The organism is Kitasatospora sp. NPDC004799 (assembly GCF_040609095.1).
GTDB lineage: Bacteria > Actinomycetota > Actinomycetes > Streptomycetales > Streptomycetaceae > Kitasatospora.
In genome coordinates, this window is sequence record NZ_JBEXJK010000194.1 from 1 (window position 1) to 15,114 (window position 15,114).

General features: G+C 72.9%; 14 protein-coding genes. 6 read left to right on the forward strand and 8 right to left on the reverse strand.

What is annotated here, in order from left to right:
• Positions 1 to 1,497 (reverse strand): tRNA (N6-isopentenyl adenosine(37)-C2)-methylthiotransferase MiaB (miaB, locus tag ABZW03_RS23320; RefSeq protein WP_355261462.1); only part of this gene is annotated, 1,497 nt, incomplete at its 3' end.
• 95 nt (positions 1,498 to 1,592) lie between these two features.
• Between miaB and ABZW03_RS23325 the strand changes: the two genes are divergently transcribed.
• Positions 1,593 to 2,612, forward strand: a complete 1,020-nt coding sequence (locus tag ABZW03_RS23325) for a TAXI family TRAP transporter solute-binding subunit (RefSeq protein ID WP_355261465.1) — start codon at positions 1,593 to 1,595, stop codon at positions 2,610 to 2,612.
• Positions 2,613 to 2,697: 85 nt separating this feature from the next.
• Here the strand turns inward: ABZW03_RS23325 and ABZW03_RS23330 are convergent, their stop codons facing one another.
• Both ABZW03_RS23330 and ABZW03_RS23335 read right to left on the reverse strand, forming a co-directional pair.
• Complete coding sequence (locus ABZW03_RS23330) at positions 2,698 to 4,122, reverse strand: HAMP domain-containing sensor histidine kinase (RefSeq protein ID WP_355261467.1); 1,425 nt, start codon at positions 4,120 to 4,122, stop codon at positions 2,698 to 2,700.
• 6 nt (positions 4,123 to 4,128) lie between these two features.
• The gene (locus ABZW03_RS23335) at positions 4,129 to 4,887 is read right to left on the reverse strand and encodes a response regulator transcription factor (protein ID WP_355261470.1); all 759 of its coding nucleotides are present in this window, start codon (positions 4,885 to 4,887) and stop codon (positions 4,129 to 4,131) included.
• 389 nt (positions 4,888 to 5,276) lie between these two features.
• Here ABZW03_RS23335 and ABZW03_RS23340 point away from each other — a divergent pair, with 389 nt between their 5' ends.
• The 5 genes from ABZW03_RS23340 to ABZW03_RS23360 all read left to right on the forward strand — a co-directional run bounded on the left by ABZW03_RS23340 (position 5,277) and on the right by ABZW03_RS23360 (position 10,470).
• A complete protein-coding gene (locus tag ABZW03_RS23340) occupies positions 5,277 to 6,050 on the forward strand; it encodes an amino acid ABC transporter ATP-binding protein (RefSeq protein WP_355261473.1) in 774 nt (257 codons plus the stop codon).
• Positions 6,051 to 6,165: 115 nt separating this feature from the next.
• Positions 6,166 to 7,071 carry a glutamate ABC transporter substrate-binding protein gene (locus ABZW03_RS23345; RefSeq protein WP_355261476.1) on the forward strand — a complete coding sequence of 302 codons (906 nt, stop codon included), beginning with the start codon at positions 6,166 to 6,168 and terminating at the stop codon, positions 7,069 to 7,071.
• Between the two features lie 53 nt (positions 7,072 to 7,124).
• Positions 7,125 to 7,775, forward strand: a complete 651-nt coding sequence (locus ABZW03_RS23350; RefSeq protein WP_355261478.1) for an amino acid ABC transporter permease — start codon at positions 7,125 to 7,127, stop codon at positions 7,773 to 7,775.
• Positions 7,772 to 8,620, forward strand: coding sequence for an amino acid ABC transporter permease (locus tag ABZW03_RS23355; protein WP_355261481.1), 849 nt, complete (start codon positions 7,772 to 7,774; stop codon positions 8,618 to 8,620). The genes ABZW03_RS23350 and ABZW03_RS23355 overlap by 4 nt, the downstream gene beginning before the upstream one ends.
• 122 nt (positions 8,621 to 8,742) lie before the next feature.
• Complete coding sequence (locus tag ABZW03_RS23360) at positions 8,743 to 10,470, forward strand: FAD-dependent monooxygenase (RefSeq protein WP_355261484.1); 1,728 nt, start codon at positions 8,743 to 8,745, stop codon at positions 10,468 to 10,470.
• Positions 10,471 to 10,476: 6 nt separating this feature from the next.
• On the opposite strand, the gene recX is transcribed toward ABZW03_RS23360, so the two are convergent.
• From recX to ABZW03_RS23385, 5 genes are all read right to left on the reverse strand, one after another.
• Positions 10,477 to 11,157 (reverse strand): recombination regulator RecX, encoded by a 681-nt coding sequence (recX, locus tag ABZW03_RS23365; RefSeq protein WP_355261496.1) that lies wholly within the window; start codon positions 11,155 to 11,157, stop codon positions 10,477 to 10,479.
• A 343-nt stretch (positions 11,158 to 11,500) separates the two neighbouring features.
• The gene (gene recA / locus ABZW03_RS23370; RefSeq protein WP_355261487.1) at positions 11,501 to 12,616 is read right to left on the reverse strand and encodes a recombinase RecA; all 1,116 of its coding nucleotides are present in this window, start codon (positions 12,614 to 12,616) and stop codon (positions 11,501 to 11,503) included.
• 197 nt (positions 12,617 to 12,813) lie between these two features.
• Entirely contained in the window at positions 12,814 to 13,959 is a 1,146-nt protein-coding gene (locus ABZW03_RS23375) for an AI-2E family transporter (protein WP_355261499.1), read from the reverse strand.
• Positions 13,960 to 14,076: 117 nt separating this feature from the next.
• On the reverse strand, positions 14,077 to 14,271 hold the full coding sequence (locus ABZW03_RS23380; RefSeq protein ID WP_355261490.1) for a DUF3046 domain-containing protein: 195 nt from the start codon (positions 14,269 to 14,271) through the stop codon (positions 14,077 to 14,079).
• Positions 14,268 to 14,858 (reverse strand): GNAT family N-acetyltransferase, encoded by a 591-nt coding sequence (locus ABZW03_RS23385; RefSeq protein WP_355261493.1) that lies wholly within the window; start codon positions 14,856 to 14,858, stop codon positions 14,268 to 14,270. Before ABZW03_RS23385 ends, ABZW03_RS23380 begins: the two co-directional genes overlap by 4 nt.
• Positions 14,859 to 15,114 lie beyond the last annotated feature (256 nt).

Genomic DNA, 15,114 nt, shown 5'->3' on the forward strand with positions numbered 1-15,114 from the left:
GCCGCGCCGGCGGGCGGGGCCTGCTGCGGCGAGCGGCAGCTCGGCCGGGGCGCCGATCTTCGGCAGGCCGAGCATCACGCCGGCCGGCTTGGCGGCGGGCGCGGCCTGGCGCTTCTCCCAGGCGTCGCCGGCCCGGGTGCGGCGCACCCCGAGCACCGGGCCCTCGGCGAGCAGGTGGTGCGGGGCGGCGTAGGTGATCTCGACGGTCACCATGTCGCCGGGGCGCACCGGCTCGTCGGGCCGGGTGAAGTGGACCAGGCGGTTGTCGGGGGCGCGGCCGGAGAGCCGCTGGGTCCGGTCGTCCTTCTTGCCCTCGCCCTCGGCGACCAGGATCTCCAGGGTCCGCCCGACCTGCTTCTTGTTCTCGTCCCAGGAGATCTCCTCCTGGAGGGCGATCAGCCGGTCGTAGCGGGCCTGCACGACCTCCTTCGGCACCTGGTCCGCCATCTCCGCGGCGGGGGTGCCGGGGCGCTTGGAGTACTGGAAGGTGAAGGCGTTGGTGAAGCGGGCCTCGCGGACGACGTGCATCGTCTCCTCGAAGTCCTCCTCGGTCTCGCCGGGGAAGCCCACGATGATGTCGGTGGAGATGGCCGCGTCCGGCATCGCCTCGCGGACCTTGCGGATGATCCCGAGGAAACGCTCCTGCCGGTAGGAGCGGCGCATCGCCTTGAGCACGCGGTCCGAGCCGGACTGCAGCGGCATGTGCAGCTGGTGCATCACGCTCGGGGTCTCGGCCATCGCGGCGATCACGTCGTCGGTGAAGTCGCGCGGGTGCGGCGAGGTGAAGCGGATCCGCTCCAGGCCCTCGATCTGCCCGGCCGCGCGCAGCAGCTTGGAGAACGCCTCGCGGTCGCCCAGGTCGGAGCCGTAGGCGTTGACGTTCTGGCCGAGCAGGGTCACCTCGATGACGCCCTCGTCCACCAGCGCCTCGATCTCGGCGAGGACGTCGCCGGGGCGGCGGTCCTCCTCCTTGCCGCGCAGCGCGGGGACGATGCAGAAGGTGCAGGTGTTGTTGCAGCCGACCGAGATGGCGACCCAGGCGGCGTAGGCGGACTCGCGGCGGGTCGGCAGGGTGGAGGGGAAGGTCTCCAGCGACTCCAGGATCTCGACCTGGGCCTCGCGCTCGACCGCGGCCCGCTCCAGCAGCGCCGGCAGGTGGCCGATGTTGTGGGTGCCGAACACCACGTCGACCCAGGGGGCGCGCTTGACGATGGTCTCGCGGTCCTTCTGGGCCAGGCAGCCGCCGACGGCGATCTGCATGCCCTTGTGGCGGGTCTTGACCGGCGCGAGCTGGCCGAGGTTGCCGTACAGCTTGTTGTCGGCGTTCTCGCGCACCGCGCAGGTGTTGAACACCACCAGGTCCGGGTCTCCCTCGGGCCCGGCCTTGACGTACCCCGCGTCCTCCAGCAGGCCGGACAGCCGCTCGGAGTCGTGGACGTTCATCTGACAGCCGTGCGTGACGACCTTGTAGCTCTTCAATCCGCTCTCACCGCTCACCAGACCAGGGTACGGGCAGCCGCGAAGCGCTTTTCCCGGAGCTTCCACCCCTCGTTCCCCTCCCGTTCGGCCGGAGCGCCTGGCAGTATCCCAGCATGGCCCCCACCACCCCGTCCCGTCTCGGCGCCGCCGTCCGTACCGCGGCCCGCAGCCCGCTGTGGCGGACGGTGCTGGTGGTGGTACTGCTGGTGGCCGGTTTCGGCGGCTGGTGGCTGTCGGCGGGCCGCTCGCCCGGGTACCCGCGCGGCGAGGTCCGCTTCGCGACCGGGGTGCAGCGCGGCGTCTACGACCGGTACGGGCAGCTGCTCCAGGGCCACGTCTCCCGGGCGATGCCGGGCGTGCGGTTGGCGCTGGACAACTCCGAGGGCTCGATCGACAACCTCTCCCGGGTGATCTCCGGCCGGGACACCTTCGCGATAGCCACCGCCGACGCGGTCGCCGACTACCACGGCCCCGACAAGGCGAAGCTGCGGGCGATCGCCCGGCTGTACGACGACTACCTGCAGCTGGTCGTCCCGGCCGCCTCGCCGGTGCGCCGCACCGCCGACCTCAAGGGCCTGAAGGTCGGCGTCGGGCTGCCGCAGTCCGGGGTGAACCTGGTGACCAAACGGCTGCTGGCCGCCGCCGGGCTGGACCCGGACCACGACATCGTCCCGGTGCCGAAGGGAATCGGCGAGGCGGCGGACGACCTGCGCGCGGGCCGACTGGACGCCTTCTTCTGGTCCGGGGGCCTGCCCACCAGCGCGCTCACCGACCTCTCCGACCACGTCCGGATCCGGATCGTGCCGCTGAGCGACCTCTCCGAGGCCCTGCACAAGGCCGAGGGCGGCGGCACCGACGCCTACCGGGCGGCCACCATGCCCAAGGGCACCTACCCGAACGCCGAGCCGAAGGACGCGGTCGCCACGGTGGCCGTGCCCAACCTGCTGGTCACCCGGGACGACGCGGACCCGGGCCTGGTCGAGGGCATGACCCGCGCGGTGATCGACAGCCGGGACCAGATCGGCGCCCAGGTGCACGCCGCCCAGCTGGTCGACCTGCGCACCGCCGTCTACACCGACCCGCTCCCGCTGCACACCGGCGCGGCGCGCTACTACCGCTCGGTGAAGCCGTAGACCGCCGCGAGGACCGCCGCCCGGTGAGGCCGTAGCCCGCCGCGACCACCCCTCGGCGAGGCCGTGCACCGCCGCGTCCGGGCGGTCACCGCTCCGGCCGCGGCACCGCCAGCGTCACCGCGAGCCCGGTCGGCTTGACCGGCGCGAAGCCGAGCGAGCCGCCGCCGGCCGCCAGCAGGGTGCGGGCGATGGACAGCCCCAGCCCCGACCCGTCCACGTTCTGGTGCCGCGGGCTGCGCCAGAACCGGTCCCCGGCGCGGGACAGCTCGTCCTCGGTGAGGCCGGGCCCGGCGTCGGTGACGGTGACCGCGACCTCGTCCCGGCGCACCGCGACCCGCAGCCGCACCTCGCTGCCGGCCGGGCCGAACTTGAGCGCGTTGTCCAGCACGGCGTCCAGCGCCGAGCCGAAGCCGATCGGGTCGGCCATCCCGATCGCCAGCGCCGGGCCGTCCCAGCGCAGCGCGATGCCGCGCTGCTCGGCCACCGGCCGCCAGGCGTCCACCCGGGCCAGGGTCAGCTCGGCGAGGTCGGTGCGCTCCGGTTCGGGCCGGGCGTGCTCGGCGGTGGCCAGCCCGAGCAGGTCGTCCAGCACCCGGGCCAGCCGGACGCCCTCCTCCCGGACGCCGCTGAGCTCCTCCTCGTGCCCCTCGGGCAGTTCCAGGCCGAGCACCTCGACCCGCAGCAGCAGCGCCGACAGCGGGTTGCGCAGCTGGTGCGAGGCGTCCGCGACGAAGGCCTTCTGCTGGTCCATGGCGAGCACCACGTGGTCCGCCATCTCGTTGAACGAGCGGGCCAGCCGCTGCAGTTCGGGCGGCCCGCCGCCGGGGGCGACCCGGGCGGCCATCCGGCCGGTGGCGATGTCGTGGGTGGCCCGGTCCAGGGTGCGCACCGGGCGCAGCACCCACTCGGTGAGCCGGACGGCGAGCAGCCCGGCGACGATCATCGCGGCGGCCTCGCCCCCGCCGATCACCAGCCACTTGCGCAGTACCCGGCTACGCAGCGCCTCGGTCGGGGACTCGCTCAGCACCACCGCGACCACGTCGCCGTCGCGCACCACCGGGGCGGCGATGGTGATCGTCCGGTCCGGCGTCCACGGCCAGACCTGCGGCGGGTTGTGGCTGCGCCGCCCGTCCAGCGCCTCCTGGAAGGCCTGGGCGCCCCAGCCGCCGGCCGGCACCCGCCAGTCGTCCGGGGCGACGGAGATCGGCTGGCCGTCGCGCTGGAAGATGCCCAGGCGCACGCCGTAGAGGTCGTGGTAGCGGCGGACCTCGGCGTCGATCGCGCGCTGCCGGCTGAGGTCGCCCGGGGCGGGCTCCGGGTCGCCCTTGCGGGCCGAGTCGGCGGCGCCGGAGGTGGGCAGGTCCTGGGCGAGGCGGGCGGCGTCGTCGAGCCGGTCGACGACCACCTTGGTCTGCTCGGCCGCCGCGACCGCCGCCGCGAGCGGCAGCCCCAGGGCCGCCAGAACGCAGAGCATGAGGGCGATCAGGATGCCGAGCAGGCGGGTGCGCACGTGCGGTCAGTGCTCCGCGGGGGCGGGCGGGGCCGGGTCGGCCGCGGTGGGTGCCGGACGGTCGGGGATCAGCCGGTAGCCGACCCCGCGCACGGCCTCGACCAGACCGGGCAGCGCCAGCTTGTTGCGCAGCGAGCCGATGTGCACCTCCAGGGTGCGCCCGTTGCCCTCCCAGCCGCTGCGCCAGACCTCGCTGAAGATCTGCTCGCGCCGGTAGACCACGCCCGGGCTCTGGGCGAGCAGCGCGAGCAGGTCGAACTCCTTGCGGGTGAGCGGCACGTCGCGGCCGTCCACGCTGACCCGGCGGCGCTCCCGGTCGATCCGGATGCCCCGGGACTCCAGCGGGCCGCGCTGCTGGGGCACGGCGTCGGGCGCGGGCACCGCCACCGCGGAGGGGGCGGCGCCGCGGCGGGCCACGGCGTGGATGCGGGCGAGCAGCTCGCCCATGTCGTACGGCTTGGTGACGTAGTCGTCGGCGCCCAGGTTGAGGCCGTGGATCCGGGAGCGAACGTCGGCGCGGGCGGTGACCATGATCACCGGCACGCCGCTGCCGGCCCTGATCCGGCTGCACACCTCGAAGCCGTCGCGGTCGGGCAGCCCGAGGTCGAGCAGCACCACCCGGTACGGCTCGTTGCCGTCCGGCACCAGGGCGTCCAGCGCCTCGTGCCCGCTGCGGGCGTGCCGGACCTGGAAGCCGTGCCGGCCCAGCACCGCGACCAGTGCGGCGGCCACGCGTTCGTCGTCCTCGACGAGCAGCAGTCGCATTCCGTTCTCCTCCTTCCCCCACGTGATCACCGGTGATCACCGGGCCGATCGTTCAGGTCCCGGTCCTGCGCAGTATGGGCCAGGGAACGGCCGGACGCCAGGTTCGACCGCGCACCGGGCTCGTGGGGGACGGGGAGCACCGGAGCGGATTCCCGCTGTGACATGCCCCGTCGGCGGCCGCGCGAACAGCGGGTGGGCGCCGTGTGGCCGTTTCGTGATCCTCAAGTTCCGCTCAGATCGGCTGACGGCGCGCGGTCACGGCTCCTATGGTCGGCCCACCGGGGGCTGCGGCTCCGCCGGCCGCGGCCCCCGGATTCGTACCACCACTGCCTCCCAAGGGAGTTGAGACTTCTCGGGCAGGCCATTCGACGACAGAGGGAGCAGGCGCGATGACCGAGAGCCCGGTCGAGGACTCCACCCCCGCAGCCGCCCCACTGGTCGTGCTGAGCAACGTCAACAAGCACTACGGCGCACTGCACGTACTGCAGGACATCGACCTCGAGATCACCCAGGGCGAGGTGGTCGTGCTGATCGGCCCGTCCGGCTCGGGCAAGTCGACGCTCTGCCGGACGATCAACCGACTGGAGACGATCGACTCCGGCACGATCACGATCGACGGCCGGCCACTGCCCGACGAGGGCAAGGAGCTGGCCCGGCTGCGCGCCGAGGTCGGCATGGTGTTCCAGAGCTTCAACCTGTTCGCGCACAAGACCGTGCTGGAGAACGTGGTCATCGGCCAGGTCAAGGTGCGCAAGGTGCCCCGCCCGGAGGCCGAGAAGACCGCCCGGGAGCTGCTCGAGCGGGTCGGCGTCGGCGCTCAGGCGGACAAGTTCCCGGCCCAGCTCTCCGGCGGCCAGCAGCAGCGCGTGGCGATCGCCCGGGCGCTGGCGATGAAGCCCAAGGTGATGCTCTTCGACGAGCCCACCTCGGCGCTGGACCCGGAGATGGTCAACGAGGTGCTGGAGGTCATGCGCCAGCTGGCCGCGGACGGGATGACCATGGTCGTGGTCACCCACGAGATGGGCTTCGCCCGCTCCGCCGCCAACCGGGTGCTGTTCATGGCCGACGGGAAGATCGTCGAGCAGAACACCCCGGACGCCTTCTTCACCGCGCCGCGCTCCGACCGCGCCAAGGACTTCCTCTCGAAGATCCTCCACCACTGACGCTTCGAGACCAGCGGGGCCGCCCCCGGCAACGGTGCCGGCCGGCCCTGTCCGTGTACGACTTCCAGACGCCAGTGCCCGGTTGACACCGCGGCCCACCCCCAGGAGAACCCTCATGAGGACGTCCCGCACCCTCGCCGTCGCGCTCTGTGCCGTCGCGCTCACCGCCACCGCCGCCTGCGGCAAGGACGGCACCCCCGGTGCCACCGCCGCGAGCAGCGGCGGCAACGCCCCGAAGCTGCCGAGCTACACGGTCAAGACCGACGTCAAGATCGACTCCGCGGTGCTCGCCGAGGCCAAGAAGCGCGGCCAGCTGATCATCGGTGCCAAGGCCGACCAGCCGAACCTCGGCTGGGAGGACGTCGCCAGCGGCGACCGCAGCGGCTTCGACATCGAGATCGCCAAGATGATCGCCGCCGACCTCGGCTTCACCCCGCAGCAGATCAAGTGGCAGACCCTGGTCTCCTCGCAGCGCGAGCCGGCCATCGCCAAGGGCCAGATCGACTTCTACGTCGGCACCTACAGCATCAACGACGAGCGCAAGAAGTCCGTCTCCTTCGCCGGCCCGTACTACATCGCCGGCCAGGACCTGCTGGTGAAGGCCGACAACACCGCGATCACCGGCGCGGAGAGCACCAGCGGCAAGAACGTCTGCACCGCCACCGGCTCGACCTCGATCAAGAACATCCAGCAGTACAACCCGAAGGTCACCCAGTTCGACACCTACTCGGCCTGCGTCGAGAAGCTGATGTCCGGCGAGGTCGACGCGGTCACCACCGACGACGCGATCCTCAAGGGCTACGCCTCCAAGTACGCCCCCAAGCTCAAGGTCGTCGGCAAGCCGTTCACCAAGGAGAACTACGGCGTCGGCCTCAACAAGGACGACAAGGCGCTGCGCGACGCGATCAACGACGCCCTGAAGGCCCACGAGGACAACGGCGACTGGAAGAAGGCGTACGACGCGACCCTGGGCGCCTCCGGCTCCGCGGCGCCGGACGTCCCGGCCCTCGACCGCTACTGATCCACCCGCCGTACGTCGGTTTCCCGACCATGAACTGAGAGGAGGGCCGCCGGATGGGGTTCCTGTTCGAGGACGACAACTTCGCGTTGTTCCGCGACGGCTTCCTACAGACGATCGAGGTGAGCGCGCTCAGCGCGCTGCTCGCCCTGCTGCTGGGCACCCTGCTGGCGGCCTTCCGGGTCTCCCCGGTACCGGTCCTGCGCGCCTTCGGCACCACCTGGGTGACGCTCTTCCGCAACACCCCGCTGACCCTGCTGTTCTTCGCCGTCACCTTCGGACTTCCGCCGCTGGGCGTGCACTTCAGCCACCTGGTGTTCGCGGTGCTGGCGCTCGGCGGGTACACCGCCTCGTTCGTCTGCGAGGTGATCCGCTCCGGCATCAACACCGTGCCGCTCGGCCAGGCGGAGGCCGCCCGCAGCCTCGGCATGACCTTCGGCCAGACGCTGACCCTGGTCGTCCTGCCGCAGGCCGCCCGGACCGTCCTGGGCCCGATGAGCAGCGTGTTCATCGCCCTGCCCAGGAACTCGGCGATCGCCGGCGCGTTCAGCGTCACCGAGCTGTACAGCGCCCAGCAGACCTTCTCCGAGCGCGGCTACTCGATCTTCGCCATCTTCTTCTGGGTGGCCTGCGCCTACCTGCTGATCAGCGCGACGGTCGCCACGTTCTTCCGCTTCCTGGAATCCCGACTGGCGGTGGCCCGATGAGCATTTTGCAGCGCCAGGCCTCGGCCAGCGTCCTCTACGACGCCCCCGGCCCCCGGGCCCGCACCCGGTACCGCGCCTTCGGCGTGCTCTCGGTGCTCGGCATCGCCGGCCTCCTCTGGTACGTCTTCAGCGCGCTGGACGAGAACGGCCAGTTCGACCCGGGCCTCTGGGACGCCTTCCAGTACACCTACGTCCAGCAGCGGATCGTGGACGGCCTGCTGTCCACGCTGGAGGCCTTCGGGCTGGCCGCGCTGTTCTCGCTCACCCTGGGCGCCCTGCTGGCGGCCGGTCAGCTCTCCGACCACCGGCCGGTCCGCTGGTTCTGCACGGCCTTCACCCAGTTCTTCCGGGCGATGCCGCTGCTGATCCTGATCGTCGGGCTCTACTACGCCTTCTTCGCCCAGCAGCCGATGTGGGCGCTGGTGCTCGGCCTCACCCTCTACAACGGGGCGGTCCAGGCCGAGATCATCCGCAGCGGCGTCAACGCCGTCCCGCGCGGCCAGGGCGAGGCGGCCTACGGGCTCGGCATGCGCAAGACCCAGGTGATGATGTCGATCCTGGTGCCGCAGGCCGTCCGCTCGATGCTGCCCTCGATGATCGGCCAGCTGGTCGTCACCCTCAAGGACACCTCGCTCGGCTTCATCATCACCTACCACGAGCTGCTGTTCGTCGGTAAGGCGATCGCCAGCCAGCCGATCAACGCCGCGGGCTTCCCCTACATCCCCGTGGTCCTGGTGATCGGCCCGATCTACATCGCGATGTGCCTGCTGCTGACCGCGCTCGCACGCTGGATCGAAGCACGCGGCCGTCGCGGCGCGAACCGGCGCACTTCAGCTTCTGCTTGACGGACACGCAGGTGAACTGTTGCATTGCTCTTCGTGACACCTCCCGGGAGCATCCACGCGGCATATGCGGCAGCGGTAACTGACGCCGGCCGATCGGCCGGTTCGTGCCCGGAGGTTCCCTCATGGACCCGGTGATCGTGGTCGGGGCCGGACCGGTCGGTCTGGCCCTGGCCCTCGCCCTGGCCCGGCACGAGGTGCCCACCGTCGTCCTGGACGAGGGCTCCGGGCTCTGCCCCGAGGGCCCGCGCAGCCTCGTGCTCGGCGCCGACACCGCCGCCTTCCTGACCCGGATCGGCTACCCGCGGGCCGTCTCGGACTCCGCGCTGTGGGACTCCTTCGCCATCTGGCGCCGCCGCCAGGAGGTGCTGCGGATCGACCTCACCGACTCGCCCACCTTCCACCTGCCCCAGCACCGCCTCCAGCGCGGGCTGCGCGACGCCCTCACCGGCACCCCGCTGATCAAGCTGGTCCCGCTCAGCCGGGTCGTCGAACTCGAACAGGACCGGGACGGCGTCAGCGTCCGCACCACGGGCACCCAGGACGGCTCCAGTACCTGGTGGCGCGGCAGCCACCTGGTCGGCTGCGACGGCGCCAGATCCGCCGTCCGCAAACTCCTGAAGATCCGTTTCCCCGGCCGCCCGGCGGTCGACCGCAACGCCATCGCCACCGTCCGGGTCGACCTGCCCTTCGACGGCGCCCGGCTGCACCGCGAGCCGCCCTGGCGGGGCGACCGCGAGGCCTCCGCCCGTCCGCTGCCGGACGGCGTCTGGCGGCTCGACTGGCGGCTGCCCCCCGGCCGGCCCGCCGCCACCGAGACGGTCGACCCGCACGCCACCTGGCCCGGCATCGTCACCGGCGACACCCTGCTCACCCGGGTCACCTCCACCCTCACCGGCTGGTGCGGCGAGCTGCCCCGGTTCGAACTGCTGGCCGCCGCCGACCACACCGCCCAGCAGCGGCTCGCCGCCCGCTTCCGGGTCGGCCGCTGCTTCCTGGCCGGCGACGCCGCCCACCTGCACGGCGCGCTCGGCATGCAGAACCTCACGGACGGGCTGCGCGACGCCGACAACCTCGCCTGGCGGCTCGCCCTCGCCTGGCACCTCCACTCCGGCGGGCCGCAGCCCGGCGGCTCACTACTGGACGGCTACGAGGCCGAGCGGCGCGGGGCGGTCGGTGCCCGGCTGCGCGCGGTCGACCAGTCCATGCCGCTGCTGCGCCCGCTGCGCGGCTGGCAGCAGACCCGGCGCTCGCTGCTGGTCGGCGGCTTCCGCAAGCACGCCCCGCTGCTCGCCGACGGCCAGCTCGGCACCGGCCGCTTCGGCGGCGCGCCCGCCTACCCGGCGGCGCCCTCCGGCGTCCCCGGCCGGGTCCCGGTGCAGCGCGGCGCGCGCGGCACCACCTCACTCAGCGAACTGCTGCCCGCCACCGCCCCCGGCGTGCTCGTGCCGGACCTGCCGGTGCTCGCCGACGACGGCACCCCCGACCACCTGCACGCCCGGCTCGGCACCACCTTCCTGCTGCTGCTGGTCGCCCCCGGCACCGCCGTCTGGTCCTCCGAGCACTGGCTCGGCGCCGGCCTGATGCCCCGCCTCGCCGAGGTGGCCGCCGCCCTGCCCGTCCCGGCCGAGGTGCTGGTCACCGAGGACTACCCGGGCGCCGGTCCGCACACCGTCCTGCTGATCCGCCCGGACGGCCACCTGGTCGGCGTCACCCAGGGCGCCGTCGCCGAGGAGCTGCTCGCCCTCGCCGACCACGCCCGCGGCGGCCCGGCCACCCTCACCCCGGCCCCCGACCCGGCCGAGCAGCCCGCGCCCGAGCAGGTGGACTCCCCCAGCCGGGGCGCGTCCTAGCCTGTCCTAGCCGTACGGCCCAGGGTCCGGCTCCTCCTCCAGCGCGCTGCGCACCACCCGGAAGGCCAGCCCCTCGGAGTAGCCGCGCCGGGCCAGCATCCCGACCAACCGCCGGGTGCGCACCTGGGGGTCCAACCCCCGGGTGGACCGCAGCTTGCGCTCGACCAGGGCCCGGGCCGCGTCCGTCTCGTCGTCGTGGTCGAGCTGGGCGACGGCCTGCTCGACCAGGTCGGCGGCGACGCCCTTGGTGCGCAGCTCCTGGGCCAGCGCCCGCCGGGACAGGCCCCGCACGGCGTGCCGGGACTCCACCCAGGCCGCGGCGAAGGCCGCGTCGTCGATCAGCCCGACCTCTTCGAGCCGGGTGAGCACCTCGTCGGCGACCTCGTCCGGGATCTCCCGCTTGCGCAGGGCGTCGGCGAGCTGCTTGCGGGTCTTGGCGGCGCCGGTCAGCAGCCGCAGGCAGATGTCCCGGGCGCGGCTCTCCGGATCGAGCGACTCCTCGGCCTGCTTCCGGGAGGTGCGGCCGGCGCCCTCCTCCCCGGACGGCCCGGCGGAACGGCCCCGGCGCGTGCCCCGACGGGAGGCCGGAGCGGCCGCGCCCACACGACCGAAGGCCTCGCTCCCGCCGCTCTCCACGACCGCCGGTGCCGGAGCGGGCCCGGTCGCCTCGACGTCCTCGGCCGCCATGGCCGAACGCCGCCGGCGGCGGCCGGTGGGCAGCTCGGAGGCGGAGACCAGGCCGAGTGCCTCGACCGGGACCTCCGCCGACTCCGGCCCGGGTGCCGCGCCGCGCCGCGCCCGGGCCGGAGCCAGGTCGAACTCCGGCTCAGGGCCGGATGCCCCCTGCGTGGTGGACCGGCGGTCGCGCCGCGAGCGCGTTCCCCGGGGCCTCGCGGCCACGGGTTCCGGCTCCGGTTCCGGCTCGGGTTCCGGCTCCTCCGCGACCGCGGCGAACCAGTCCGGCGGCCCGTAGTCGTCGTCCTCCGGGACCACCTGGCCGCCGCCCACCGTGTCGTACTGCGTCAACGGCTCAGGCCTTGGCCGCCGCCGTCTTCTTCGCCGCGGCCGTCTTGGTGGCGGTCGCGGTGATCGGCTTGGCGGCGCCGTCGGTGGCGGCGGCCTCGGCCGCGCCCTCGGCCGGCTCCTCCAGCTTCGGGCCGATGCCGAGCTTGCCCTTGATCTTCCGCTCGATCTCGTCGGCGAGCTGCGGGTTGTCCCGCAGGAAGTTGCGGGCGTTCTCCTTGCCCTGGCCGAGCTGGTCGCCCTCGTAGGTGTACCAGGCGCCCGACTTGCGGATGAAGCCGTGCTCCACACCCATGTCGATCAGGCCACCCTCGCGGCTGATGCCCACGCCGTAGAGGATGTCGAACTCGGCCTGCTTGAACGGCGCGGCGACCTTGTTCTTGACCACCTTGACGCGGGTGCGGTTGCCGACCGCCTCCGTGCCGTCCTTCAGGGTCTCGATCCGGCGGATGTCGAGACGGACCGAGGCGTAGAACTTCAGCGCCCGGCCACCGGTCGTGGTCTCCGGCGAACCGAACATCACACCGATCTTCTCGCGCAGCTGGTTGATGAAGATCGCGGTGGTGTTCGACTGGTTCAGCGCACCGGCGATCTTGCGCAGCGCCTGGCTCATCAGCCGGGCCTGCAGACCGACGTGCGAGTCGCCCATCTCGCCCTCGATCTCGGCGCGCGGGACGAGCGCCGCGACCGAGTCGATGATCACCAGGTCGATCGCGCCGGAGCGGATCAGCATGTCGGTGATCTCCAGCGCCTGCTCACCGGTGTCCGGCTGGCTGACCAGCAGGGCGTCGGTGTCCACGCCGAGCTTCTTGGCGTACTCCGGGTCGAGCGCGTGCTCCGCGTCGACGAACGCGACCGTGCCGCCGGCCCGCTGGGCGTTGGCGGCCAGGTGCAGGGTCAGGGTGGTCTTACCGGAGGACTCGGGGCCGTAGATCTCGATCACGCGGCCGCGCGGGATGCCGCCGACCCCGAGGGCGACGTCCAGGGCGGTGGACCCGGTGGAGATCACCTCGACCGGCTCGTTGGCCTTCTCGCCGAGGCGCATCACCGAGCCCTTGCCGAACTGCCGCTCGATCTGGGCGAGAGCGGTCTCAAGGGCCTTCTCGCGGTCCGTACCTGCCATGGCTTTTTCCCTCGGGTTCTGTGCTGTGCGCTTCATCGTCCTCGACGCTAGCGCGTCCCACTGACAAACGGGCCCGACCGGGCAAGGCCTGTGGAAAACTCTTCGCCGGAGAGTACAAAGAACATCTGTTCGATTCAAGCGTCGCACGTCGGGGCGGTGCCGCCCCCGGGTCCACCCCGGGGACGGCGCCCCCCGGGTCACTCCCCGGGCCCCGCCCCGTCCCCGCCGACCATCCGGCGCAGCCTCCGGGCCGCCTCCCGGCGCAGCTCCCGACGGGCCCGCCGCTGCTCGCCCCGGTCGATCCGCGGGTCGGTCGCCACCTCGTACCGCCGCACGTACGTCCCCACGAAGCCCTGGAGCGTCGCCGCCGCCGGGATCGCGATGACCGCGCCCACCGCGCCGAGCAGCGCCGCGCCCGCGATCACCGAGCCGAAGGCCAGCGCCGGGTGCACGTCCACCGTCCGCGCGGTGATCCGCGGCTGCAGCAGGTAGTTCTCGATCTGCTGGTAGACCACCACGAAGCCGAGCACCCAGAGCGCGTCCACCGGCTCCACCGTCAGCGCCACCAGCACCGGCAGGGCCCCGGCCAGGTAGGTCCCGAGGGTCGGCACGAACTGCGACATGACGCCCACCCAGATCGCCAGCGCCGCCGCGTACGGCAGGCCCAGCAGCTCGAACATCACCCAGTGCCCGGCGGACGACACCACCGCGAGCAGCGCCCGGGAGTACAGGTAGCCGCCGGTCTTGGCGAGCGCGATCTCCCAGGCCCGCAGCACCTCGGCCTGCTTGGCGGGCGGCAGCATCGAGCAGACCGTCCGGCGCACCCGCGGGCCCTCGGCGGTGAAGTAGAAGGTGAACAACCCGACCGTGAAGGCCTTGAAGAGCCCGCCGATCAGGGTGGAGGAGACGCCCCAGGCGTTGTCGGCGGCCTGCTGGACGTAGCTCTCGATCGCGCCGGAATCCTTGAGCAACCGATTCTGCAACTCGCCCAGCGAGAGGTCCTGGTGGAAGGTCCGGTTGACCCAGCCGATCAGGTTGTCGACCAGGTGCGGCAGGTCCCCGGCGATCTTCGCCACCTGGTCGACCAGCAGCGTGCCGAGCGCGGCGACGAAGCCCACCACCGCGACCCCGACCGCCACGAACACCAGGAAGGTCCCGACCCCCCGGCGCACCCCCCGCGCCGCCATCCGGTCCACGGCCGGCTCCAGCGCCAACGACAGGAAGAACGACACCAACAGCATCACGAACAGGTCGATCAGCTGCCGGAACGCCCAGTCCGCGAGTTGGAACAGCCCGACCAGAACCAGGAACAGCACCATCGCCCGCGGCAGCCAGCGCGGCATCCCGCCCCAGGACCCCCCGCCCGCCGGAGCGCCGTCGACACCCTGCTCGTCCGAATTCTTCTGTTCCGCGCTACTTGTCACCCGAACAGTCTGTCGCATGCCCCCGGGCGCCGGGACTCAGCGCAGCACCCCGGAGACCCCCTGGGTGTCGCAGACCACGCGCCAGACGTCCTTGGCCTCCCAGCCCGCCTCCAGCGCCTGCCGCACCGTCCGGCCGCCCAGCTCGCTCATCACGTGGTCGGTCGCGAACGACTCCGCGTACGCCTCCCCGAAGTGCGCGTACATCCGTCGCCAGAACTCCGTCAGCCTCATGCCCCCAGTATCCCGGACCGGGCCCGCCACTCCCCCGCCGTCACCGCGTACTCGACCTCACCGTGCTCGCTGCCGGCGATCGCCTCCGGGTAGTCCTCGCGGAACGTCCGGACGTACGACAGCCCGCTCTTCTCCATCACCCGCCGCGAGCCCGCGTTCACCGCCATCGTGTACGCCACGACCCGCTCCACCCCCAGCTCCGCGAACCCGCGCCGGACCAGCGCCCGCGCCCCCTCCGTCGCGTAGCCGCGCCCCCACGCGGCCCGCCGCAACCGGTACCCGAGCTCGACCTCCGCGCGCTCCCCCTCCCGCGTCGGCCGGAACTCGAACCAGCCCAGGAACGTCCCGCCCGCCCGCTCCTCGGCCGCCCACCAGCCCAGGTCGCCGTACCGCCGGTAGTGCTCCAGGTACTCCGGCAGCAGCTCCCGCTCGACCCACTCCCGCGCGCTCGGCCTCCCCCCGGTGAGGAAGCGCATCACCTCCGGGTCGCCGTCCAGCTCCACGAGACGGTCCACGTCCTCCGTGGTGAAGCGCCGCAGCACCAACCGGTCAGTCGTCAGGAACACGGCCCCGTCCGAATCGCCCATGCCGCGATCCTCACCCCCGCCCCGCCTCCCCGTCACCTCCTTTTCCCCGCCCCTCTCCCCGCCCGGACACCCCGTCCTTCCCCGCCCCGGCCACCCCCGTCACCGGGGCAGCGCCAGCAGCCCCGCCCCGAAGTACTGCCGCTCCCCGCACCCCAGCGGCCCCGGCGGGCACCCCGGCACTCGGACGACCCGGAGATCGCCGCCGCCCTGCTGGAGGCCGGGAGTCGGGCCCGGGAGCTGGGCAAGCCGCTGCTGC